Genomic DNA, 22,585 nt, shown 5'->3' with positions numbered 1-22,585 from the left:
ATTTTAAATTAATATATTTAAGGTGTTGTTTTGCTCTGTCTATTAATCATACAAATATTACCCAAATTATCGAGCAATAAAGCAATGAAAAGCCTATTATAGAGATTTGATTATAATTCAAAATTTACTTGACACTGGGATGATACATGGTATTATTTCTTTAATAACAAACTTAAAGATTGAGACGAGTAGTCTTCAAGAAGCGAATTCAGAGAGTCTGTGGTTGGTGTGAACAGATTTTGTTTCGAAGATGAATGGCCTCATAAAAGGCGGAATGAACACTTCGGTAAGTAGTTTACGACGGATGTCCCCGTTAACAGGACAGGAATATGATTGTATTCTTTTTGAGTTACGTGTAAACGTATATTTTCAGGTGGTACCGCGAAGACTTCGCCCTGTATGGGTGAGGTCTTTTTTGTTTCTAGGAGGTGATGACTGTGGTATGAAGTGATTGGATTTTAATAAATTATAAAAAGGAGAAACTTAAAATGAAAATTAAAAATTTAACAATATCAACATTATTCTTAACCTTTGGATTAGTTCTTCATATCATGGTTCCTGGTACGCTCGGTCTAATGAAACCGGATTTTATGCTGGCTATGTTTTTCTTTTCCTTGTTTCATCTTGAAACAATAAAAGAAGTATTAGTCGTCAGTGTTGTCTGTGGATTTTTAACCGCTCTAACAACATCGCTTCCTGGAGGGGAGTTTGCGAATATCATTGATAAACTCGTTTCGGGACCAATTGTTTTTTATGGATTTAAAATCTGTCAGCGCTACCTAAATGAATCGCGTGCCTTTCAAGTAATGACAATTCTTGGCACACTCCTTTCAGGGACACTGTTTTTGATGGTTTTACGCTTCATCGGGGGAATTCAACTACCGATCAGTTACCTTATGGTGGGGGTTGTGCTGCCGGCAATTGTAGGGAATACATTCTTAATCATGCTAGTGAGAAAAATATATAATCGGATTAATCGTAAAAATACGACAAATCTCCAACATAAGTTCTGAGATGGTTTCGTTTCACTTGGTGATTGCATTCAGATGTATAATTTGGGCTCCGCTTTAATGTGTGAGTCTAAAAGGCCATAGTGAGTGGGTTGTTTATCCGTGGAACAAAAGTGTATCAAGATTGAATTTGAGATTGAAAAGTCTTAATAGTGTGAAAATATGATATTTGAGGGTAGAAATTCCGATAATTTCACACTAGCATTCACCTGAATTTTGGTTATAATAAGGTCGAGGGATAAAATATATGAAACTAATCGATTTAACACAAACATTTAATGAAGCAACTGGGGTATACCCAGGTGATAGCAAAACAAAATTTGATTTAGACGCGTGTTTTGAAGATGATGGCTATACAGGTTATACAGTAACCTCATCATTACATACAGGAACACATGTTGAAGTGCCGATGCATCTATCGAGCGATGAGCGATATATTAGTAATTTTCCAATTGATCGTTTTATTGGACGTGGCGTCATGATTGATGTGCGCAACCAAAAAGAAATTGGTTATAAACCTGATTACGAATTGATTGTAAATCGAGGAGATGTCGTGGTTTTTTATACAGGCTTTGATGAACGGCGCGGAGAACAAGCTTATTTTGACGAGCATCCAGTATTTACTGAGGAATTAGCACTGTTTCTCGTTGAAAAACAAATCAAAATGGTAGGCATGGACATGCCTTCACCAGATGTAGAACCTTACTATGTACACAATATTTTGATGGATGCAGATATTATGATTCTTGAAAACTTAAATAATTTGGATTCATTACGATATCATAAAGATTTTATTATATCGGCGGTACCTTTAAAAATTGAAGCCGAGGCTAGTCCAGTACGCGCCTATGCCGTGTTGAAATAGTGCATCGAAATATAAAAATTATTTTGAGTGTCTTTCTGTTACTGTTGACCGGTTGTCAATCTCATAAGCAATTAGTGTGTGAGAAAGACTATGTTATTGATGGAGCACTCATTCATGAGACATATCGAGATATGATATCCAATGGGGTTTCTGAAGAACGTCTGCATACGTTTCAAGTCACTGAATTACAAAGTGATTTAGAAGCGTGGTTTCTGACACAGGTGCCTCAAAAAGAAATCGTTATGTTTAAAGAAGTTTTGAATCAAGAAAATTTTCGTTATGCAATGATGAGTACCGATCAAGACGTTAGAACGGGAACCTTTCTAATATCACACCGTTATTTATTTAGTCTGATGAGTCGGGACGAACTCAAAAAAGTATCTATGACCTTAGGTCAAGAGGTATTATCGCTGGATGAACTGATTTCTACACGAACCCAACAAAATTTTAAGTGTACGCAATAGCGTACACTTTTTTCTTGCTCGATTTATCTGATTGTGATATTGTATTGGTATAACGACACAGAGGAGCAAAGCATGAAACTAGAAATTAGCAATCTATCGAAGTCTTTTGATCATCAAGTAGTTTTGAAGGATATTAATCTTACACTTGAGAAAGGGAAAATATATGCACTCTTAGGGCGAAATGGTGCGGGGAAAACAACTTTTTTTAACTGTATTAGTAAAGAAATTACATCAGATAGTGGCACTGCCTTTTTTGATGATGGGCGTGAACTGATGCACCAAGACGTGGGATTTGTCTATACGAAACCAATGTTACCTGAATTCATGACTGGATTTGAGTTTTTAACGTTTTTTATGGATATTCATCAAAATCGTGGTTTTGAGCGTCATGACATCCACCATTATTTTGATGCGATACAATTTAATCAAGAAGATCGCTATAAGCTAATCAAAGATTATTCCCATGGGATGCAGAATAAACTGCAAATGCTTTGTATTATGATGTTGAAACCCAAAGTGTTATTTCTAGATGAACCCCTGACATCATTTGATGTTGTTGCGTCGATTGAGATGAAGCGTCAATTGGTTGCTCTCAAAGAAGATTGTATCATGGTGCTCTCGACACATATGATGCAAATTGCTAAAGATATTTGTGATGAAGTTATTATTCTTCACCATGGCGAAGCTTCACTTTTGGATTCGAAACGTCTCCAAGACCCATCGTTTGAACAAGATATTATTGATATCTTAAGTGACCATCATGAATCATAAAGTATTGAATGAGATTGCGGTGGTAAACCGTACAAACCAATTAATTTATTATTTACGTGCAATAAAACCTTTACGGCGCATACTTCCTGCTAACCTTTATGAAAAAACGGATACGAAGAAACATTTGGGTCGTGTTGTTTCTGTATTTCGATTTTTACGTACTTTCTTGGGGAAATTGCTTTACATATTTATAATTTTCGGACTCATAGGCTCAATGTTTCCAACTGTTCCCATAGAGTTTATCTGGCTATTTTTTCTTGTGTTAGGTGGTTGTATCGCCCCGATTTCTTCGGATGCGACGACCGAAAAGTGGACACTAATTCGTTCATTTAAATTGGATTATAAGTCATATTATGACTATAAATTTCGTCAAACAATGCTTGAACGGATTCTCTATTCAGTGACGCTTTTGTTATCCATTTTCATCTTTGATGTAAATGTTGTGACTGCGGTTATCATGGTATTAATGGCATTTGGGATAACCATGATTTCCGAAGGAGCGGATTTGATTCATTTTAGACGTTATCATACTAAAATAAAGGTGTTACATAAAGTTCTCTTGCTATCATGCTTACTTGTTTTAGGCTTAGGTCTCTATGCTACACAACAATTAACACAAGCGTTGTTTATTTTTCTGGGGATAATTCTTTTTATTGGGGGAATTAGAATGATTGTAATCAGTCCTTTTAAAAGTGAAACGCTTCATGAGGCATATGGTCTGTATACATTGCACCACGCAAATCCGGAAGAGACGCTTGAATCGGTGAATCTCAAAACGACTCAAGAAGCCTTGCGGCTTGATGATGACATACGTCTTGAAGAATCCAATCAGGTTGTGGAATGTAATACTGGCTATAACTTATTGAATCGCCTTTTTTTGGAACGGCATCGGCGCCTATGGTTTAAACCGCTTCGAATCCGCTTCCTTATTGTTTCGGGTGTGGTTTCACTAGCTGTCGTTGTTTTGTTGGTTATGAAATTATTTGTTCCAGATCTTTTTATCGACGTATCTAGTGTTCTTGCTACTGAAATCTTTCGATCGGTAGGGCCTTATATTTTTATTGTTTATTTACTTAATATCGGTGAATCCATGACACGTGCGTATTACTTAAATTGCGATTCTAAACTGCTGAATTATGCCTTTTATCGTCGACCTGAAATCATTTGGAAGCAGTTTGTAGGACGTCTTAAATCATTATCGTTCTTGAACTTAATTCCCTTAATTCCGGTTGTTATTGGGGCGTTTATTTTAGTGTATGGGAACCTAATAAGCGTGGTTCATCGTGAAATGTGGATGTTTATCGGAACTTTGGTCTTGTTGAGTATTTTCTTTAGTGTTCATAATTTATTAATGTACTATACGCTTCAACCTTATAATGAATCGATGCAAGAAAAAGGTGTTCTTTATAACCTTATGAAAGTTGTTGTCGTTATGGTTGCTTATAATGGTAACAAGCTCAGTGATGTACCGAACCTTAATGCTTGGTTATCGATTATTACAGCGGTGTATTTTGTGATTGGTGTTATCTGCGTTCGTTTATTTTCTGAAAAAACATTTAAAATTAGAAAGTAGGATAGCGATGTCAACGTCTTGGTTTACCATAACAGCACTTGATGAAAAAACTTACGCCCTTAGTGAATCGGGACATTGGGAGCACGTTCACTCTTTTTTACTGATTGGAGACACAAAAGCAATTTTAATTGATACAGGTCTTGGCATTGCTTCGATTCGCGCTGTTGTCAGGTCGTTGACTGATCTTCCAATTACTGTCATTACAACGCATGTTCATACGGATCATATTGGTGGTCACCATGAGTTTTCATCCATTTATGTTCATCAAGCTGATGCGAAGTGGTTAGTCAACGGTATTGAGGGAAGAACACTTGATGCTGTCCGCAAAGATTTGGTTCGTGATGTAACCCAACCGTTACCGACTGATTTTGATATCGATACGTATACGGTTTATACAGGGAAACCAACACGCCTGTTGCATGACCAAGATTGCATTGATTTAGATGGTCGAATGCTGCGAATTCACCACACGCCAGGTCATAGCCCGGGTCATATATGCATCCATGATACAAGTACGGGTTATCTTTTTACGGGTGATTTAATATATTTTGATGCACCCATCTACGCATTTTATCCATCTACGAATCCAATTGATCTTGTTTGTTCGCTCGAAAAAATGAGTGAGCTGAAAGGTGTCACGAAAATATACGGATCACATCACCAATTGGGGATTGATGCTTCTTTTTTAGAGACATTAAATAGGATCGTTGCGGATTTAAAGGCGACAAATTATGCACGTGGCATTCATGAATACGGCCGTTTTAGTGTTTATTTTTAAAAATCACTTAATTAATTTTCAAAGGGTTTTAAAGGGACGAGAGGATAATAATCGAACAAATTATAATTTAAAAGTGTGATTTAAAGTTGACATGTTTTAGGGTGAGTGTTATGTTTGTTAAGGAAATAATTGAAAACAAAATAAATCGGTAGGTGAGGCTACTTTAGGGATACGGATTGCTGCCGCAAAATAATGGAGACATTATGAGCAGGTCTGAACAGACAATGTCACGAAGGCATTGTATAACGCAATTTCATTGCCCTATTGAGTTAAAGCTTGGACGAAACATCATAAAATATTAATTTTAACCATGTTATTGTTCATCTTTGGCATGGTTTTTTGTTTGAATTTATGAAAGGAGTGGTTGAGTTTGAGTCAGAGTCACAGTTTGAAATATAGAGGTCGTAAGACTGAAAAACCTAAGAGGCGCAGCTCAACCAGCTCCGCTAAAAGAAATATGAATTCTTACGAACCTCTCTAGCAATAGAGGAGGAAAGTATAATGACAAATAAAAAAGTAATTGATTACGAAGTAATGACATCGCAAGAGCGATTGAAATATGCTGCGCAAACGGAAGGTGAAACACTCACCAAAGCAATGAGCAGTACACCTCAAGGCCTACAAATGATGAGGGTCGATAAGAACCGGAGTTTGTATGGGGAAAATATTATTGAAACAGGCAGAGAAGATACCGTATTCAAACGACTCTTTGATGCTTTTATTAATCCATTTACACTCATCTTATTGGTACTTGCATTAGTATCATTTTGGACTGATGTTATGATGGCAGAACCGGGTGAAGGTGACCCCATTACGGTAATCATCATTACCATAATGGTTTTAATTAGTGGATTTCTAAGATTTATTCAAGAAACTCGATCGGGTAATGCCGCTAAAAAACTTAATGAAATGGTTGAGGTTACGTCGCTTGTAAAGCGTCGTGGTGAAGATCCTCATGAAATTCCTGTTGATGAAATAGTTGTTGGTGATGTTATCTTTCTATCAGCTGGTGATATGATTCCTGCTGATATCCGACTTTTGGAATCGAAGGATTTATTTATATCCCAAGCTGCATTAACCGGTGAAAGTGAACATGTTGAGAAGGTTGCGGGGATGCTCGATGATGTTGATGAACATATTACATCTACAGCCAATCTTGCTTTTATGGGTAGTGATGTAATTAGCGGATCTGCGAAAGCTATTGTTGTAAATGTTGGGATGAGTACGCTATTTGGCTCCATCTCAAAAAGTTTAAATGATAAAGTAGAGCCAACGACATTTGAAAAGGGTGTTAGTGATGTAAGCTGGTTGCTCATTCGTTTCATGTTAGTTATGGTTCCAATTGTTTTATTCATTAATGGATTTACAAAAGGAGATTGGTGGGAAGCATTGCTTTTCTCAATTTCAGTTGCCGTTGGACTAACTCCAGAAATGCTGCCAATGATTGTTACTACTACACTTGCGAAAGGTGCTGTAGCGATGAGTAAAGAAAAGACCATCGTTAAGAGCTTGAATTCAATTCAAAACCTCGGTTCAATGGATGTGTTATGTACGGATAAAACCGGAACGTTAACTCAAGACCGCGTTGTATTGGAATATCATTTGGATGTTATGGGAAATGAAGACCAACGTGTTCTACGTCATGCATTTTTAAATAGTCACTATCAAAGTGGGTTAAAGAATTTAATGGATAAATCGATCGTGGAACGTACCAAAGAATTATCAGTTACGCATCCAGAATTACAAAACCTCGAACACGACTATATTAAGGTGGATGAAGTGCCATTTGATTTCTCACGCCGTCGTATGAGCGTGGTGGTTTCAGATCATCAAAATAAACGCCAAATGATTACCAAAGGTGCTGTTGAAGAAATGCTTACCGTTTGTGATTTTGTAGAATACCAAGGTGAAGTCGTACCTTTGACGGAAGCACGAAATGAAGAAATTTTAAGAACGGTTGAAGGTTTAAACCGTCGTGGGATGCGTGTTCTTGCAATTGCGCAAAAAACGAATCCAGCACCTGTGGGCGAGTTTTCGAAGAAAGATGAACGCGAAATGGTTCTCATGGGTTATCTTGCATTCCTCGATCCACCAAAAGAAAGTGCTAAAGCAGCGATTGAAAAACTCGCTAATTATGGCGTAACGACAAAAGTATTAACGGGTGACAATGATCATGTTACACGTGCAGTTTGTGACATGATTGATATCAATACGGACCGTATTGTTCTTGGCTCTGAAATTGAACAAATGGATGATACTGCGCTTGGTGGTGTTGTGGAAGAAGTAAATATTTTTGCGAAACTTTCACCATCACAAAAAAGCCGTGTTGTGCGTATGTTGCGAGAAAATGGTCACACTGTAGGATTTATGGGGGATGGTATTAATGATGCGCCTGCTATGAAAGTGTCCGATATTGGAATTTCGGTCGATACGGGCGTTGATATTGCGAAAGAATCGGCTCAAGTAATCTTACTTGAAAAAGATTTAGAAGTTTTGGAAAAAGGGATCATTGAAGGTCGTAAAACGTATGCGAACATGATTAAGTATATTAAAATGACCGCAAGTTCTAACTTTGGTAATGTATTCTCAGTATTAGTAGCGAGTGCATTTTTACCCTTCTTACCAATGGAAGCTCTACACTTAGTGTTGTTGAATCTTATCTACGATATTTCATGTGTTGCAATTCCATGGGACAATGTAGATGAATCTTACATTAAAAAACCACGTAAGTGGGATGCTTCTTCAATTCGTAATTTTATGTTAATTATTGGACCAACAAGTTCTGTCTTTGATATCACAACATACTTCTTAATGTTTTATGTAATCTGTCCACAAGTTACAGGTATGCAATTCAGTCAAATCACAGATCCATCAATGAAAGCATTATTTATTGCGATTTTCCAAGCTGGTTGGTTCGTCGAGTCCATGTGGTCACAAACCCTTGTAATTCATATGATTCGTACGGAAAAAATTCCATTTATTCAAAGTCGTGCATCAATGCCACTCACATTGCTTACCTTTACAGGTATCTTTGCATTGACAGCGATTCCATTCACATCATTTGGTCATCAAATCGGTCTTGCAAGTCTGCCTTTGAATTTCTTTGGTTGGCTCGCAATTACAATCCTAGCGTACATGGTTCTTGCAACCATTGCTAAGAAGTTCTTTATTCGACGTTATGGTGAATTACTATGACCTATATTTTGTTGATTATTTATTGTATTGCTTATTGTGCAGTTGATCTTAAAATTAAACAACTTCATAATGCGCAAAGCGATGAAGAAGAATATATAAAACAGAGCCAATGGCTCTGTTTTATTTTGGGTATGGGACTTGAACCTGAGTGATATCTTCTTTATAATGAAGAAAATGCAGGGGAGTTAGATTAATGAAAAGAAGAAAAGGATATTTGATGGTAATGACAGCGGTGTTTTTTTTTGGCCGCGCTTTCACACCTTGTTTTCCCAAGTTATATGATTGAAAATTCAATATGGGGATTTGATTTTGGTTGGCAACGTGAGTTGGGTGCCATCTATTTAGGACTAACTCTCGTGAACGCGTATGCTTTGTATACAAATAATAGTGAGCAACAGCGTATTTTGGCTCTACTTGCTATGACGGTCTGTCTTGGAGTAGGATTCAATAATCTTGGGGCGTGGTTGGCATCGCCGATGACTAATAATTATGTTCATATTCTCGGTGTCATCAATTTCTTGTTCATTGGTGGATTTGGAGGCTTTTATCAAGGTTATCGTGTTTTAACTCAGGCTGCAGAACGTCGACAATAAAAACAGAGAATCCAGGAGGTGTATGCTGGGTTCTTTTTTTTTCGCATAAGAAAACTTAGGGTGCACACTCGGTAGGTGTCTCGCATGGTCATCATGGTGAAGATCAAACAAGTGATTTTCGTCGTGTTGTTTGGATAAATATGAACTGTAGCATAAAAAAAACCAACCGAAGTTGGTGTGTTTTAATTTAATGGTGCACCAGATAAGATTTGAACTTACACGACTTGCGTCACACGCCCCTCAAGCGTGCGCGTCTACCGATTCCGCCACTGGTGCATTGCTTTAACTGCTTTTGTATTATAGCATCGGTTTCGGTAATGTGCAAGATTAAAAGTGCCAAATTTTAATGATTTACATAAAATATCGTGTATAATAATTATGGTTAAGAAGGATGGTTACAATGAAAGTACATAAAAAGACGTCAATGACAGAAGGCGTCATTTGGAAAGAAATGCTTTTATTTTCTATACCGCTGCTTATAGGGAACCTATTTCAACAATTATATAATACGGTGGATTCCTTTGTGGTTGGAAATTATGTAGGGGAAGAGGCGCTTGCGGCTGTCGGTGCAAGTACACCTCTAAGTCATGTTATTATTGGATTATTTATGGGGATTTCAACGGGTGCTGGAATCTTAATTTCACGTTATTTTGGTGCAAAAAAAGATGAAGAATTGCATGATTCAATTCATACCTTTATTGCGTTTTCCTTAATTGTTAGCGTGTTTCTTACAATATTTGGATCGATTATGTCACCCATATTTTTGGGGTGGTTGAAAACACCGGCAAATATTATGGAACCAGCGACACTTTACCTGCGGGTTTATTTCTTTGGTGTAACTGGGTTGGTTATTTATAATTCAGGTGCGGGGATTTTACGTGCGATTGGAGACTCCCGTCATCCACTAATTTATTTATGTGTATCAAGTCTTATCAACGTTACCCTTGATCTTTTATTTGTGATTGTATTTGATATGGGGATTTTAGGGGTTGCCGTTGCGACTTTGATTGCACAGATGACGTCAGCTGTTTTAGTATGGATTCACTTGCTGCGTGTTAATGATAATTATCAGTTGAAGATGGGTGATATTCGTATACATCGTGATAAGTTGTATGAGATTATTCGCTTAGGAATTCCAACTGGAATCCAACAAACTGTGGTCTCATTTTCCAATGTATTGGTACAATCGTATATCAATGGCTTCGGATCTGCTGCGGTTGCGGGATTCAGTGCCGCGGATAAGTTTAATGCTTTCTTGTCGATGCCAACTCAAAGTTTTTCGTTAACAATTACGACGTTCACTGGACAAAACTTGGGAGCGGGCCGTAAAGAACGCATTATGGAAGGGGTACGTACCGCTTTGGTTTTAGCTGTCGGTATCGTTATTATTATTGGTATTCCTACCTTTATTTATGCAGATAAACTGATTGGGTTCTTTTCACCCGAACCGATGGTTATTATGTATGGAGCGCGTATGTTACGTATTATGGTTCCGTTCTATTTTGCACTAAGCACCACGAGCATTCTCAGTGGAGCATTACGCGGCGCCGGATTAACGATGGTTCCGATGTTCATTATGATTTCATGCTTTACGGTGTTAAGACAGATTTTCTTGTTCATCATGATGCGTATTAATCCAACAATTGATTGGGTATACTGGAGTTATTCTGTAACATGGATTAGTTCCATGATATTAACGATTATTTATTCAAAAGCCTCACATTGGCTCGAAAAAGCATAGTCCTCCTACGAGGACTTTTTTATGTTACAATAAAATAAAAGGGTGGGCGTATGAAAAAATTATATATTATTGTAGATGTTCAGAATGACTTTGTATCTGGATCCCTTGGATTTGAAGGCGCTGATCAGGTTGTACTTAACATTATAGAAAAACTGAAAAAAGATGAAAGCGCTGATAGAGTTTTTACTCGAGATACACATGGCTCAAATTACCTAGAAACGCAAGAAGGACGGCGATTGCCGGTGGAACATTGTATTTTAGGTTCTGAGGGTTGGGAACTCGACCGCCGCTTACAACCATTTATAAAAGCGGATTCGATTATTTTTAATAAGCCAACATTTGCTTCCTTAAAACTCGGGAATTATTTGGATCATACCGATTATGATGAAATAGAAGTGATGGGTTTGGTTTCTAATATTTGTGTTGTCAGTACATGTGTGATGGTGAAGGCTGCTTGCCCTGAGACCCGTATTGTCGTGGATACGCACTGTACAGATAGTTTTGACCAAGCACTTCACCTGAAAAGTTTGGATATTCTTGAGGGCTTGCAGGTGGACGTTATCCGATGAATCGTTCAAGTTTAAAACGTGGTTTATTAGCCGTGGTGAGCCTTGTTCTCCTTATTGTTGGCGGTGTTGGCGTTTATTTCGTTGTAGATCCGGCACCATCTGCATATCTGGTACGTAAGGTATTTGAGGGTGGCATGGCCATTAAACCTCAGGACTATGATGTTGTGGAAGCGCAAGTTGACGTATATACCGATCTTACTTACGCATCAACCGCGGGCCGAAATACATTTGATCTATTTGGACCTAAAACCCATCAAGTGCTTCCAACAATTGTTTGGGTTCACGGTGGCGCTTTTGTGGGTGGAGATAAGCACGATAATTATGAATATGCCGTTCAACTTGCGCAACGAGGGTATCGCGTGGTGAATTTAAATTATGATCTTGCCCCTGAGGCGGTTTATCCATCGCCAATAGTTCAAGTAGGTGAAGCATTACAGTACCTTGAGCAACACGCAGCGATATTTGGTTTGGATATGAGCAATTTAATTTTAGCCGGAGATTCGGCTGGGGCGCATATTATGGCGCAATATATGATGGTGCAACTGGACCCTGCTTATGCAGCCATGTTGGGACAATCTGCAACCATAAAATCAGATATTGTGAAGGGGATTGCCTTGTTTTGCGGTCCATATGATCTGAATGGTCTTTTAAATATGCAATCATCTTCGGGTGTACTCGATTTCTTTATGAGCCGTCTTGCGTGGGCTTATATGGGTGAGAAGGCATGGATGAATGCAGATTATGTGGAGTCACTCTCAATTATTAATTACTTAAATAAATCATTTCCTGCGACATTTATTACGGATGGAAATCAAATGAGTTTTATGGAGGATGGATTGAAAATGAAGGCGAAACTTGAGTCACTTAACGTTCCTGTTACTTCTGTATTTTATGAAGGGGTGGCAGATCCTTTAGGTCACGAGTACCAATTCCAAATGAACAATCCCTATTCAATCCATACATTTGAAGAATTTATCAAATTTATTGAAAATAATACTTAAAAGGTGTGAAGACTCACATCTTTTTTTGATAGGGTTTTATATATGCAATGAGTATGCGATAATGTTATAATAAACACATGAAATGAGGAAGTTATGAAGAAACGTTTAGGATTGTTAAGTGTCGTGATTATCGCAATTGATTTGCTTTCTAAGGCATGGATAGATAAAACGATTCCTTTATGGGAGTCTATACAAGTTATACCCGGATTTTTCTCACTTCGGTATGTACGTAATACAGGTGCAGCATGGAGTTTGCTCGATGGCCAAAAATGGCTTTTTATCGTGCTCTCTTCAGCAGTGTGCATTGTGCTCGCTTATTATTATGTAAAAGAAGATAAACCTGTCGTTTTGACAGCGATTGCCTTAATGTTTGCAGGTGCTTTTGGGAATTTGTTTGACCGCGCAGTTTATGGCTATGTACGTGATATGTTTGCGTTCAATATCTTTGGATATCAGTTTCCTGTATTTAACGTAGCAGATATGAGTTTAGTTGTAGGAGTATTCCTCCTTGCGCTGCTGCTCTATCTCGATGAAAGAGGTCAAAAAAATGAATAAATTAATAGTAGAAGCAATGTTTGATAATATGAGGATCGATCAATATATGGCACTTGCCATAACTGATTATTCTCGAAGTGTAATTCAAACATGGATTAAAGATGGAAAAATTTTGGTGAATGGAAATACGGTTAAGCCGAACCTTCGCCTTAAAGAAGATGATGTTATTGAATATGAAATTACGGAAGAACAAACGACGATTGTGCCCGTACCGATGGATTTGGATATCGTCTATGAAGATGATGCTATTTTAATCGTGAATAAACCAAAAGGGCTGATTGTGCATCCTTCTCCCTCAACGCTGAATCAAGCGACATTAGTACACGGACTCTTAGCCCATACGACGCAATTAAGTAACCTTAATGGTGAGTTGCGTCCAGGGATTGTTCATCGTATTGATAAAGATACAACGGGATTGTTGGTGGTGGCTAAGACGAATGAGGCACACGAAATTTTGGTGGAAGATTTAAAACAACGCCTAATTTCACGTGAATATATTGCAATTGTGCACCATCAATTTAAACATCAGAGTGCAACGGTCGACGCACCTATTGGTCGCGATCCCAAAAACCGTCAACGGATGGCGGTTACAGATCAAAACAGCAAGCATGCTGTGACCCATTTCTTTTTAATGGAACGATTCAATGATTACAGTGTATTACGTTGTAAGTTGGATACGGGCCGAACACACCAAATTCGTGTTCATGCTCAGTATATCAAGCACCCTATCGTAGGCGATCAAACGTATAGTTATAAAAATACATGGGAAACGAATGGACAATGCTTGCATGCACAGAAACTAACATTGACACATCCAATAACAAAAGAAGTGATGTCGTTTGAGGCAGAAATGCCACAAACGATGAAGGATGTTATTGAGGAAATCAGGAGGTTAGATTAATGTATAAAAAGTCTCAATATGATGCATGGGTGATTGAAGTTGCAAACTATTTTATGAAGCATTACGAATATCAAATGGTTTCAATGACTCAAGATAGTTCACAAGTGTGGCTTGTGAATCAAAATGTTGAAGACAATGCGATTATTATGGTTACATCTACGGCATTATCTGATTTTGACCGTGATTTAATTTCAAAACATCGCGAAAGTCTCGCACTCGTGTTTAAAACTAAAGCTGAGGGGCTGAATATAAGCGTTAATCAAGAGGATAAAACAGGGGATGACGTTAATGTTGTCGTGGGACCTAATTTTGTTTCACAGACCCCTACTTTAACTCCATTTGGAGATTTGAGTGGATTGTTAAAAGTGAGTCCTAATCCTGACCATTCGTTATCGAAAGCGGTCATGAATTTAAAGAAAACGATTGGTAAAATGCAAAAACAAGCACGTTACCGTTCATTTCCAGTTACAAACGTTATCTCAATCATTTGTGTGGTCATTTTCCTAATTGCACAATATCTAATCTTAATACCGGAAATTAATATTAATACGGTTGCAGTGATGCTGGGAGCATTCTATAAACCCTTTATTGTTCATGCGCACGAATGGTTTCGGTTCATTACAGCAGGCTTTTTACATATTTCCTTCTTTCATTTAATTATGAATTTAATGGCACTGAGAAATTTAGGTATTGTTATGGAAACCGTGATGGGTGGTAAAAAATACTTATTTACGCTTATTGCAGGGATCTTGTTCGGGAATGCATTTGTTTTCATTCTCGATGAAGCGGTGATTGGACTTGGAATTAGTGGTGGTTTATTTGCCTTATTGGGAGCAATGTGTGTCTACTTATTCGAGACTAAAGCAATGCGAAATCCTAAAGTGATGTCGCAAGTATTCCAAGTTTTATTTATAAACCTAATTATCAGTACGCTACCAGGAGTGAGTGCTACGGCACACTTTGGGGGTTTGATTGCTGGAGTTTTATGTGGTTTGATTTTTTCAAAACGAAAAGATTGGGACTATTTACGCAAAGGGACAATGGTGTTGTCAAGTGTGTTTGTCATTGGAATTATTGTGGTTATGACACAACATGCTAGTACATTATCCAGTCCTCGATTGGATATGTCTGTTATTAACAGTTGGTATGAGTTAGGATTTAAAAATTATGCGAACCGCTTAAGCGGGTTTCTGAAGTAGGGGGTATTATGAGTAAACGAAATGATGTAATCACATGGGATGAGTATTTTATGGGGTTGGCTCATTTATCTGCACTTCGATCAAAAGATCCGTCTACACAAGTTGGGGCAGCGATCGTTGATGAACGAAAAAAAATCGTTGGTATTGGCTATAATGGCCTACCAACGGGATTAAGTGATGATGCATTTCCATGGGATCGTGAAGGTGATTTCCAAGCTACAAAATATGCTTATGTTGTGCACGCAGAACTGAATGCCATTTTAAATGCAACTCAGTCCCTGCTTGGATGTACGATTTATGTGTCGTTGTTTCCATGTAATGAATGTTCGAAAGCAATTATTCAAAGTGGCATTAAAGAAATTGTCTATGAAGATGATAAGTATGCGGATACAGATGCGGTTCAAGTTTCAAAACGCATGCTTAATGCAGCTGGAGTTACGTATCGGAAAATGGAACAACCCATTGTCGTAAAAGTTACGAATCGCTAAGAATTCGTTGCGTATTGGCAAAGTGAACTTTAGCAACCTTGTTAAGTTCATCTTTCCCATAACGAGCAACAAATTGTTTTCCAAATACATCCACGTGGGCACCTGCCCCTTTAGGAAATACGCAATCATATTTAGTGGATAATTGATCGAGATATTCTAAAAAGCCGAATCGGGCAATAATTGCACCACACGCAACAGCAATAAATTTATTTTCGGCTTTAGTTTCGAAAATAAGACCTTTGAAAATTTCCGGTTCATCTTTGAGCGCCTTGTAATACGGTTGTTCGGCCATAAATTGATCAATAATGACATGAGGGGGCATCACATACCGTTTCTTTAGATTGAGAAACGCTTGATTATGTAACTTAGCCTTAATCACATTCATATTCATGGTTTGATGTACCCGATTATACTTTTGATTGTTAAGGATTAGAAGGCTGTATTGAAGCTCGCGTTTTAAAATTGGTGCAAGTAAACGAATTTTATCATCGTTAATTTGTTTTGAATCAACAATCTCATTTACGGGGATACGAACCAAGTCTGATTCATTCACAATGCATGCGCAAACGGTAATCGGACCAAAGTAATCGCCTGTACCAACTTCGTCGCTTCCTGCCATTGAGCCTTGAATTGATTTGGCAGGTTGAGATTTAGGTTTGGGAGTTTGTTCAGAATAGGACATAGCATGAAAAGCGGCACCTTCGCCGCTGAAAACAACCTTACCGCTCGTGTAGGCTGTTATGGTTACATCACTGCCTTTGATTTGGTAGTGAGTATATTGAATATCATAACGAATAGGATATCGCGCATATCTTGATTTCAATTCGTTAATTTGTTTGTCTGTTAATTTTACTGTTATAGTTTCCATATTTATAATATAGACTATTTCGTAGGAAATTAATAGATGAACTCTATAAATGTAAGAAAATAAATTTAAAAAGGAGTGGTTTTATGGTAACGTTCCCCAATGATTGGATGGGCTATCTTAATGGTGTCATCATTATTTGGTTTGCGGTTACACTATACATTGGCTATAAAAAAGGGTTTTTATTACATCTCGTCGATGTTGTTGGGACATTTGTATCCTTGTTCGCAGCCTGGATTTTTGCACCTGTTTTTGTCCAAATCTATCAATTCTTTAAAGTTTCCGGTACCGGATTTTTAACGATCAATCAATTGGTAGTTCATCAAATGAATCAATTAATTTGGTTCGTAATCTTATTTATTGTCATTCGTATTGTGCTTTTACTGGTGACCCCTTTGGCTACCGTTATTTCAAAAGTACCTTTAGTTAAACAAGTGAATTCCGCAGTTGGTGGCGTGTTCAGTATTGCCTTTTTCGCGCTTAAACTTCTCTTGATTTGTGTGATATTATCAACGCCAATCATTAAGAATGGACAAGATGTGATTGATAATACATGGCTTGTTTATATTGAGCGTGCGGGGACCCCCATCGTTGGTTCTTTTGATGAATTTATGAATCAAAATACAGCAATTCAGAGTATTATTATGGATCAAAAATTATCACCAAGCCAAGAGGATGCTATGGTGAAATGGCTTCAAAAAAATGGATTTAATGAAATACAAATTAGGGAGTACTTAGAAAAATATGAATAATACATCGTCTCGATTAGAGTTCGATAAGGTGCTTGAGCGAATCGCTCATTATGCTTCATTTTCTCTTGGGAAGCAAGCTGTTTTAGAAACGCAACCTTCGTATTCATCACTAATTGTTAAGCGGGAATTAGCACGTGCTAAGGATGCCTTGCAATTGGTGGTTGTAAATGGATCGATGTCGTTTGGAGGCATTACGGATGTTACTTATGCCTTAACTCTTGCCGAAAAAGGGGGAACCTTGTCGGTAGAAGATATCGTTGATATCGGACGTTTTATGCAAGGTCTTGAACGTCTTAAAAAACAATTTAGAAACTTAGAAGGTTCTTACCCAGCACTTGAAGATTTATTTGAGAGTCTTGAGGTAACCGAATCGACCCTAAAGCATATTGAACATTGCTTTGGTGAACAAGGAGAAGTGCTAGATCGTGCAAGCGCACAACTCGGAGAACTGCGTCGTCAAAGCAAAGCACTTGAACAAAATATCGAAAATAAAACACAAGAATTTTTATCGAAAAATCGTGCAATGTTGAGTGAAGCGGTTGTTTCACTGCAACACGGTCGTCGGACATTTTTGGTGAAGCCTTCGGATAAATATAAACTCGAAGGAACAATCTATGGAGAGTCAGCCAGTGGGCAGTCGGTTTATTTTGAACCGGCCTTTTTAGCACGTATGCAAAATGAATATCAAAGTTTAATTCATCAAGAACAGGATGAAATTGAACGGATTTGTCGGGAAACTTCGACGCTTATTGCAACGGATGCACTACAGTTAATTGCTGATCTTGATACCGTAGCAATGATTGATTGCCTGTTTGCGAAAGCAGAATGGGGTCATCATCATGATGCAGTGGTCGCAACCTTAACCAAAGATCGTATGAATCTTAAAAATGCGCGACATCCTCTGATTAATCCGAAAGAGGTGGTTGCGAATACCTATACATTAACTCCGCCACATAAAATGATTCTAATTAGTGGACCTAACACCGGTGGGAAGAGTGTGAGCTTAAAGACCATGGGTCTTTCAATTCTCATGACCTTGTCGGGATGTCCAATTTGTGCTGAATCAGCCGAAGTGATGCTCGTCGACCAAATTTTCGTCGACATTGGTGATCAACAATCGATTGAAAAATCCTTGTCATCATTCTCTGCTCATATGGAAACGATGACACGTGTTAATGCACAAGCAACCTCAAAGTCAATCATACTTCTTGATGAACTTGGATCACAAACGGATCCGCTTGAAGGAGAGAGTTTGTCGATGGCGATTTTGGATCATTTCCGTGAAGTTGGTTGTTGGGTTATTGCGACAACGCACTTTTCCCGACTCAAAAAATATGGAACACAATATGAGGATATCCTCATTGCAAGCGTTGAATTTGATCTGCAAAATTTAAAACCTACATATCGCTATCGTGAAAATGTTATGGGTGAATCCAATGCTTTTGCGATTGCCCAACGTCTCGGCCTTCAAGGCGACATTATTGATCGCGCGTTTAAGTATAAACAGGAAGGTCAGTATGAAGCAGATCATCTGTTGGAGATTTTAGAAGCTAAAATTAATGAACAAGATAAAATTGAACAAGAACTGATTAAGGAAAAAGAAGCAATTAAAAAACTTAAAGATGATGCCATCTTGAAGCAACAAGCTTTAGAAGCAGCTTATGCACAAAAAGAACAGGCATTGCGGGAAGAAAATCAAGCATTGCTAGAGCAAATGGTTGAAGAAGCCGAACGTCAATTGGATGTGTTGAATAAAACTAATCGTCCTGACATTCGCAAAAAAGCGGTTAAACAAATTCAATCCATGCAGGCAGAGACGGCAATTGATGAAACGATCCGCAAAGGCGACCGTGTACAGTTGAAATCTACAAATCAAGTGGGTGTCGTTGAGTCCATCGAAAAAAATACGGCCTTTGTTTCTATCGGAGGCCTGAAAGTAAATATCGATTTAGGAAAACTCGTACGTATCGCCGGTCCGGCTAAGAAAAATAAACCAAAGCCATCGCGCAGTCACAGTGTGAATGCACGTTCTTCATTTAAGACAGAGCTCAACATCATTGGTCTACGTGTCGCGGAAGCCCTACCCCAAGTTGATAAGTATATTGATGAGTGCGTATTACACAAAGTACCGACATTCAGAATCATTCACGGTCACGGGACTGGTCAATTGCGAACGGCTGTTCACCAAACATTACGACGTAATAAAAATGTGGGTTCCTTTGAATTAGGCGGTGTCGGTGATGGTGGTATGGGCGCAACGATTGTGAAGCTCAAACAATGATTAATAAAACCATTGAAGAAAAACTTAAACTGTTACCGATGGAACCCGGTTGTTATTTAATGAAGAATAAGAATGGCGAAATCATCTATGTTGGGAAAGCGAAACGGCTAAAAAACCGTGTAAGTTCCTATTTTACGGGAGCTCATGATCATAAGACGACACGCATGGTTCGGCAAATTGATGATTTTGAGTTTATTATTACAAGTACTGAGAAAGAATCGTTAATTCTCGAAATTAATCTCATTAAGGAACATCGACCACAATTTAATATCATCTTTATGGATGATAAGTCGTATCCTTACCTCAAAGTGCCGCGTGAAGGTAAACCGGAAGTCTTGGTTGCACGAGATCGCAAGCAATCAAAAAAGTACCATTATTTTGGCCCGTATCCCGATGCCACGGCAGCACGTGATATGGCAGGACTTTTAAATGACTCCATACCGACGGGGGATCAGTTACTTCCCAATACCCTTGCAATTTATAGTGCTTTTAACCGCACCGGGAAACGTTATACGCCAGAAGAACTCGATGTTTGGCGTCAAAACGTAATCAGTATTCTTAATGGTAATATTAAAGGATTTAAAGATGAGTTAGAACGTAAAATGTTGGAAGCGAGTGAGGCGTTAAATTTTGAATTAGCTCAAGTTTATAAAGATAAACTGCATGCCTTGGATTATATTAGTGATAAACAACAAGTTCAATTCTCATTGAATGAGCGATTTGATTTATTTCACTACGCATACTATCAAGGATACATCGCAATTGTTGGATTATTTGTTCGTGGTGGCCGTTTGCTTGAACGAAGTATGGCGGTTGAAGCGTGTATGGAAGAACCTTTAGATGCATTTGTTTCGTTTATTGCACAGTTTTATGAAAATCAACCAGTTCCTAAAACTGTCTATGTTCCTGAATTTGTGAATGCCGAAGAACTAGGATTTGTTTTGGATACGGAAGTTAAAGTGCCTTTACGTGGAAAAAAGAAAGCACTTTTAGAAATTACGCAAAAAAATGCTCAACAGCAATTGGATGATCAATTTTCGGTTCTTCGTGAACGTCAACAATTTAAAGATGACGCCTTAAAAGATCTTAGCGAAGTATTGGGATTTGAAGAAATCATTCATCGAATTGAGATTTTTGATAACTCGCATATTTCAGGTTCTTTCGCTGTATCTGCATGTGTTGTTTATGATGATGGTGAGCCCAATAAAAATCAATATCGTCGCTATAAATTACATCAAGGAAATGATGATGTAGCTTCTATGAAAGAAGTGCTATATCGTCGATATTTCCGTTTGATGCGAGAATCAAAACCAATGCCTGATCTCATTCTCGTGGATGGTGGTAAACCTCAGTTGAATGCAGCTTTAGATGTCTTGCACGACCTTGAACTTGATCTCAGGGTATGTTCCCTTGTTAAAGATGATCGTCACCGTACACACGCATTAATGCGCGAAGATGGTACATTAATTCAAATTGATAAAACAAGTTCACTTTTTAACTTCTTGATGCAAATGCAAGACGAAGTACACCGATTTGTCATTACGTATCACCGTAATCTTAGAAAAAAAGCAATGACTCGATCCATTCTTGATGAAGTCTCGGGTCTTGGACAGGTGCGTCAAAAGGAACTCTATAAAAAATTTGGTTCTTTAAAGAATATTCGCGCTGCATCGCTGGAAACATTAAAAACAGTTTTACCGGAAGAAGTTGCATCGGATTTGTATGATATACTACATATAGATTGGAATGACTATCATGAAAAAAATTAAACAACTTGGAATTTTTGATTCCGGTTTGGGTGGATATAGTATCTATCGTGACCTCAAGCGCCATTTGGAACCGGTCTCGTTGGTGTTGTATGCGGATCAAGGAAATGCACCATACGGTAATCAGTCGCCAGAAGCGATTATCCAGTATACGGAAAAAGCAATGATGTGGTTTCATCGTCAAGGTATTTTAGATGTTATCGTGGCATGTAATACGGTTTCTGCGGTAGCGCTGGAGACGATTCGTTCCCGTTTTCCAGATATGAAAATTGTGGGGATTATCGAACTTACTGTAGAGAATCTCACCCATCCAGAAGCGATGAAGGTCGCGGTTGTTTCAACCCTCGCCACCTTTAATTCACATGCATATCGCGACTTAATTGAATGTAAGTCACCGCTAGCAATAACTGAGCTAGCGCTGCCGGAATTGGTTAATATCATCGAAGGATTGAATCCGAATCTTGATATTGAAAAATATTTAGAAATCGAATTGATTCCGGTGATGGATGCTACAGATTTGATTCTTGGATGTACCCATTTTCCGCTAGTTTATGATGTTTTTTCAAAAATATTCAATGGCAGAATTCATGATTCAATTATCCCGATTCGAAATTATGTTTGTCAGGAATATCAATTTACCGAAACGGGATGTCACACCTATACAACGGGTGACCCGAAAATGATGGAGGCACAAATCCAAAGCCTCTTTGGAGATGAAGAAAAGGTGGAATTAATATGAAAGAAATTATCGTTTGCAGTGATAACCATGGTAAAGCAAAAGTCTTAAAAGATATTTTACAAGCGTATCCAAATGCGGATGCGTACATTCATTGTGGCGATAATGAACTGGACTATGATGCAATGAAACCCTTTCATGCGGTAACCGGCAACAATGACTACTACTACCAATATCCAGAGTATCTGGTAGTTGAGTTGGGTGATACAAGAATCTTTGTGGCTCACGGTCATTTGATGCGTTATCGTAAAATCGAAGAAGACATTATTGCACTTGCGAAGGAACACCGTTGTAACATTGCCTGTTATGGACATACACATGTTCCTGTCGTAAAAGATGTCGATGGAATCCTCTTGGTTAATCCTGGTTCGCTCTACTATAATCGTGATGGATCACCAACCTGTTTCGCAAAAATCACGATTTCTGATGATAAAGTGACTGTTGAGGAATTATTTGAAAGAGATTTATAAAAAGCATTGTAT

The 22,585-nt window shown here is 38.1% G+C and carries 22 protein-coding genes, 1 tRNA gene, 1 riboswitch and 1 other annotated feature; of the genes, 21 read left to right on the top strand and 2 right to left on the bottom strand.

The window, feature by feature from the left end; translation table 11 throughout:
- Positions 1 to 166 precede the first annotated feature (166 nt).
- Positions 167 to 401: a binding site (T-box leader), on the top strand.
- 87 nt (positions 402 to 488) lie between these two features.
- The 9 genes from B096_RS0103770 to B096_RS09525 all read left to right on the top strand — a co-directional run bounded on the left by B096_RS0103770 (position 489) and on the right by B096_RS09525 (position 9,249).
- Positions 489 to 1,013, top strand: coding sequence for a tryptophan transporter (locus B096_RS0103770; protein ID WP_018579454.1), 525 nt, complete (start codon positions 489 to 491; stop codon positions 1,011 to 1,013).
- A gap of 244 nt (positions 1,014 to 1,257) precedes the next feature.
- A complete protein-coding gene (locus B096_RS0103765; RefSeq protein ID WP_018579453.1) occupies positions 1,258 to 1,875 on the top strand; it encodes a cyclase family protein in 618 nt (205 codons plus the stop codon).
- On the top strand, positions 1,875 to 2,339 hold the full coding sequence (locus B096_RS0103760; RefSeq protein WP_018579452.1) for a hypothetical protein: 465 nt from the start codon (positions 1,875 to 1,877) through the stop codon (positions 2,337 to 2,339). The genes B096_RS0103765 and B096_RS0103760 overlap by 1 nt, the downstream gene beginning before the upstream one ends.
- A gap of 72 nt (positions 2,340 to 2,411) precedes the next feature.
- Entirely contained in the window at positions 2,412 to 3,110 is a 699-nt protein-coding gene (locus tag B096_RS0103755) for an ABC transporter ATP-binding protein (protein ID WP_018579451.1), read from the top strand.
- The gene (locus B096_RS0103750; RefSeq protein ID WP_018579450.1) at positions 3,100 to 4,683 is read left to right on the top strand and encodes a hypothetical protein; all 1,584 of its coding nucleotides are present in this window, start codon (positions 3,100 to 3,102) and stop codon (positions 4,681 to 4,683) included. Before B096_RS0103755 ends, B096_RS0103750 begins: the two co-directional genes overlap by 11 nt.
- Positions 4,684 to 4,690: 7 nt before the next feature.
- The gene (locus B096_RS0103745; RefSeq protein WP_018579449.1) at positions 4,691 to 5,461 is read left to right on the top strand and encodes an MBL fold metallo-hydrolase; all 771 of its coding nucleotides are present in this window, start codon (positions 4,691 to 4,693) and stop codon (positions 5,459 to 5,461) included.
- A 137-nt stretch (positions 5,462 to 5,598) separates the two neighbouring features.
- Positions 5,599 to 5,757, top strand: a riboswitch (M-box (ykoK) riboswitch).
- Positions 5,758 to 5,962: 205 nt separating this feature from the next.
- Positions 5,963 to 8,656, top strand: a complete 2,694-nt coding sequence (mgtA, locus tag B096_RS0103740) for a magnesium-translocating P-type ATPase (RefSeq protein WP_018579448.1) — start codon at positions 5,963 to 5,965, stop codon at positions 8,654 to 8,656.
- Positions 8,653 to 8,808, top strand: a complete 156-nt coding sequence (locus B096_RS09920; protein ID WP_018579447.1) for a hypothetical protein — start codon at positions 8,653 to 8,655, stop codon at positions 8,806 to 8,808. Before mgtA ends, B096_RS09920 begins: the two co-directional genes overlap by 4 nt.
- A 90-nt stretch (positions 8,809 to 8,898) precedes the next feature.
- Positions 8,899 to 9,249 (top strand): hypothetical protein, encoded by a 351-nt coding sequence (locus B096_RS09525; RefSeq protein WP_018579446.1) that lies wholly within the window; start codon positions 8,899 to 8,901, stop codon positions 9,247 to 9,249.
- Between the two features lie 191 nt (positions 9,250 to 9,440).
- On the opposite strand, the gene B096_RS0103725 is transcribed toward B096_RS09525, so the two are convergent.
- Positions 9,441 to 9,525, bottom strand: a tRNA-Leu gene (locus B096_RS0103725).
- A 124-nt stretch (positions 9,526 to 9,649) separates the two neighbouring features.
- Between B096_RS0103725 and B096_RS0103720 the strand changes: the two genes are divergently transcribed.
- The 7 genes from B096_RS0103720 (at position 9,650) to B096_RS0103690 (ending at position 15,703) form a co-directional block, all read left to right on the top strand.
- The gene (locus B096_RS0103720; protein ID WP_018579445.1) at positions 9,650 to 10,990 is read left to right on the top strand and encodes an MATE family efflux transporter; all 1,341 of its coding nucleotides are present in this window, start codon (positions 9,650 to 9,652) and stop codon (positions 10,988 to 10,990) included.
- A gap of 50 nt (positions 10,991 to 11,040) precedes the next feature.
- Positions 11,041 to 11,559 (top strand): cysteine hydrolase family protein, encoded by a 519-nt coding sequence (locus B096_RS0103715; RefSeq protein ID WP_018579444.1) that lies wholly within the window; start codon positions 11,041 to 11,043, stop codon positions 11,557 to 11,559.
- The gene (locus B096_RS0103710; RefSeq protein WP_018579443.1) at positions 11,556 to 12,560 is read left to right on the top strand and encodes an alpha/beta hydrolase; all 1,005 of its coding nucleotides are present in this window, start codon (positions 11,556 to 11,558) and stop codon (positions 12,558 to 12,560) included. Before B096_RS0103715 ends, B096_RS0103710 begins: the two co-directional genes overlap by 4 nt.
- 93 nt (positions 12,561 to 12,653) lie before the next feature.
- The gene (gene lspA, locus B096_RS0103705) at positions 12,654 to 13,115 is read left to right on the top strand and encodes a signal peptidase II (protein WP_018579442.1); all 462 of its coding nucleotides are present in this window, start codon (positions 12,654 to 12,656) and stop codon (positions 13,113 to 13,115) included.
- Positions 13,108 to 14,016: an RluA family pseudouridine synthase gene (locus B096_RS0103700; protein ID WP_018579441.1), complete on the top strand. Its 909-nt coding sequence runs from the start codon at positions 13,108 to 13,110 to the stop codon at positions 14,014 to 14,016. The genes lspA and B096_RS0103700 overlap by 8 nt, the downstream gene beginning before the upstream one ends.
- The gene (locus tag B096_RS0103695) at positions 14,016 to 15,215 is read left to right on the top strand and encodes a rhomboid family intramembrane serine protease (RefSeq protein WP_018579440.1); all 1,200 of its coding nucleotides are present in this window, start codon (positions 14,016 to 14,018) and stop codon (positions 15,213 to 15,215) included. Before B096_RS0103700 ends, B096_RS0103695 begins: the two co-directional genes overlap by 1 nt.
- An 8-nt stretch (positions 15,216 to 15,223) precedes the next feature.
- Positions 15,224 to 15,703 (top strand): deoxycytidylate deaminase, encoded by a 480-nt coding sequence (locus tag B096_RS0103690; protein ID WP_018579439.1) that lies wholly within the window; start codon positions 15,224 to 15,226, stop codon positions 15,701 to 15,703.
- Here B096_RS0103690 and rnhC read toward each other — a convergent pair.
- Positions 15,690 to 16,571: a ribonuclease HIII gene (gene rnhC / locus B096_RS0103685; RefSeq protein ID WP_018579438.1), complete on the bottom strand. Its 882-nt coding sequence runs from the start codon at positions 16,569 to 16,571 to the stop codon at positions 15,690 to 15,692. The genes B096_RS0103690 and rnhC overlap by 14 nt on opposite strands.
- Before the next feature lie 83 nt (positions 16,572 to 16,654).
- Between rnhC and B096_RS0103680 the strand changes: the two genes are divergently transcribed.
- The 5 genes from B096_RS0103680 to B096_RS0103660 are packed head-to-tail and all read left to right on the top strand — an operon-like array spanning position 16,655 to position 22,573.
- The gene (locus tag B096_RS0103680; RefSeq protein ID WP_018579437.1) at positions 16,655 to 17,320 is read left to right on the top strand and encodes a CvpA family protein; all 666 of its coding nucleotides are present in this window, start codon (positions 16,655 to 16,657) and stop codon (positions 17,318 to 17,320) included.
- Positions 17,313 to 19,601, top strand: coding sequence for an endonuclease MutS2 (locus B096_RS0103675; protein WP_018579436.1), 2,289 nt, complete (start codon positions 17,313 to 17,315; stop codon positions 19,599 to 19,601). The genes B096_RS0103680 and B096_RS0103675 overlap by 8 nt, the downstream gene beginning before the upstream one ends.
- Positions 19,598 to 21,370: an excinuclease ABC subunit UvrC gene (uvrC, locus tag B096_RS0103670; RefSeq protein WP_018579435.1), complete on the top strand. Its 1,773-nt coding sequence runs from the start codon at positions 19,598 to 19,600 to the stop codon at positions 21,368 to 21,370. Before B096_RS0103675 ends, uvrC begins: the two co-directional genes overlap by 4 nt.
- Positions 21,357 to 22,106 carry a glutamate racemase gene (gene murI / locus B096_RS0103665; protein ID WP_018579434.1) on the top strand — a complete coding sequence of 250 codons (750 nt, stop codon included), beginning with the start codon at positions 21,357 to 21,359 and terminating at the stop codon, positions 22,104 to 22,106. Before uvrC ends, murI begins: the two co-directional genes overlap by 14 nt.
- Positions 22,103 to 22,573, top strand: a complete 471-nt coding sequence (locus B096_RS0103660; protein ID WP_018579433.1) for a metallophosphoesterase — start codon at positions 22,103 to 22,105, stop codon at positions 22,571 to 22,573. Before murI ends, B096_RS0103660 begins: the two co-directional genes overlap by 4 nt.
- The last annotated feature ends 12 nt before the right edge of the window (positions 22,574 to 22,585 follow it).

Origin of the sequence: Erysipelothrix tonsillarum DSM 14972, assembly GCF_000373785.1 — a bacterium.
Lineage (GTDB): Bacteria > Bacillota_I > Bacilli_A > Erysipelotrichales > Erysipelotrichaceae > Erysipelothrix > Erysipelothrix tonsillarum.
This window is presented reverse-complemented; position numbering and strand designations above follow the sequence as displayed.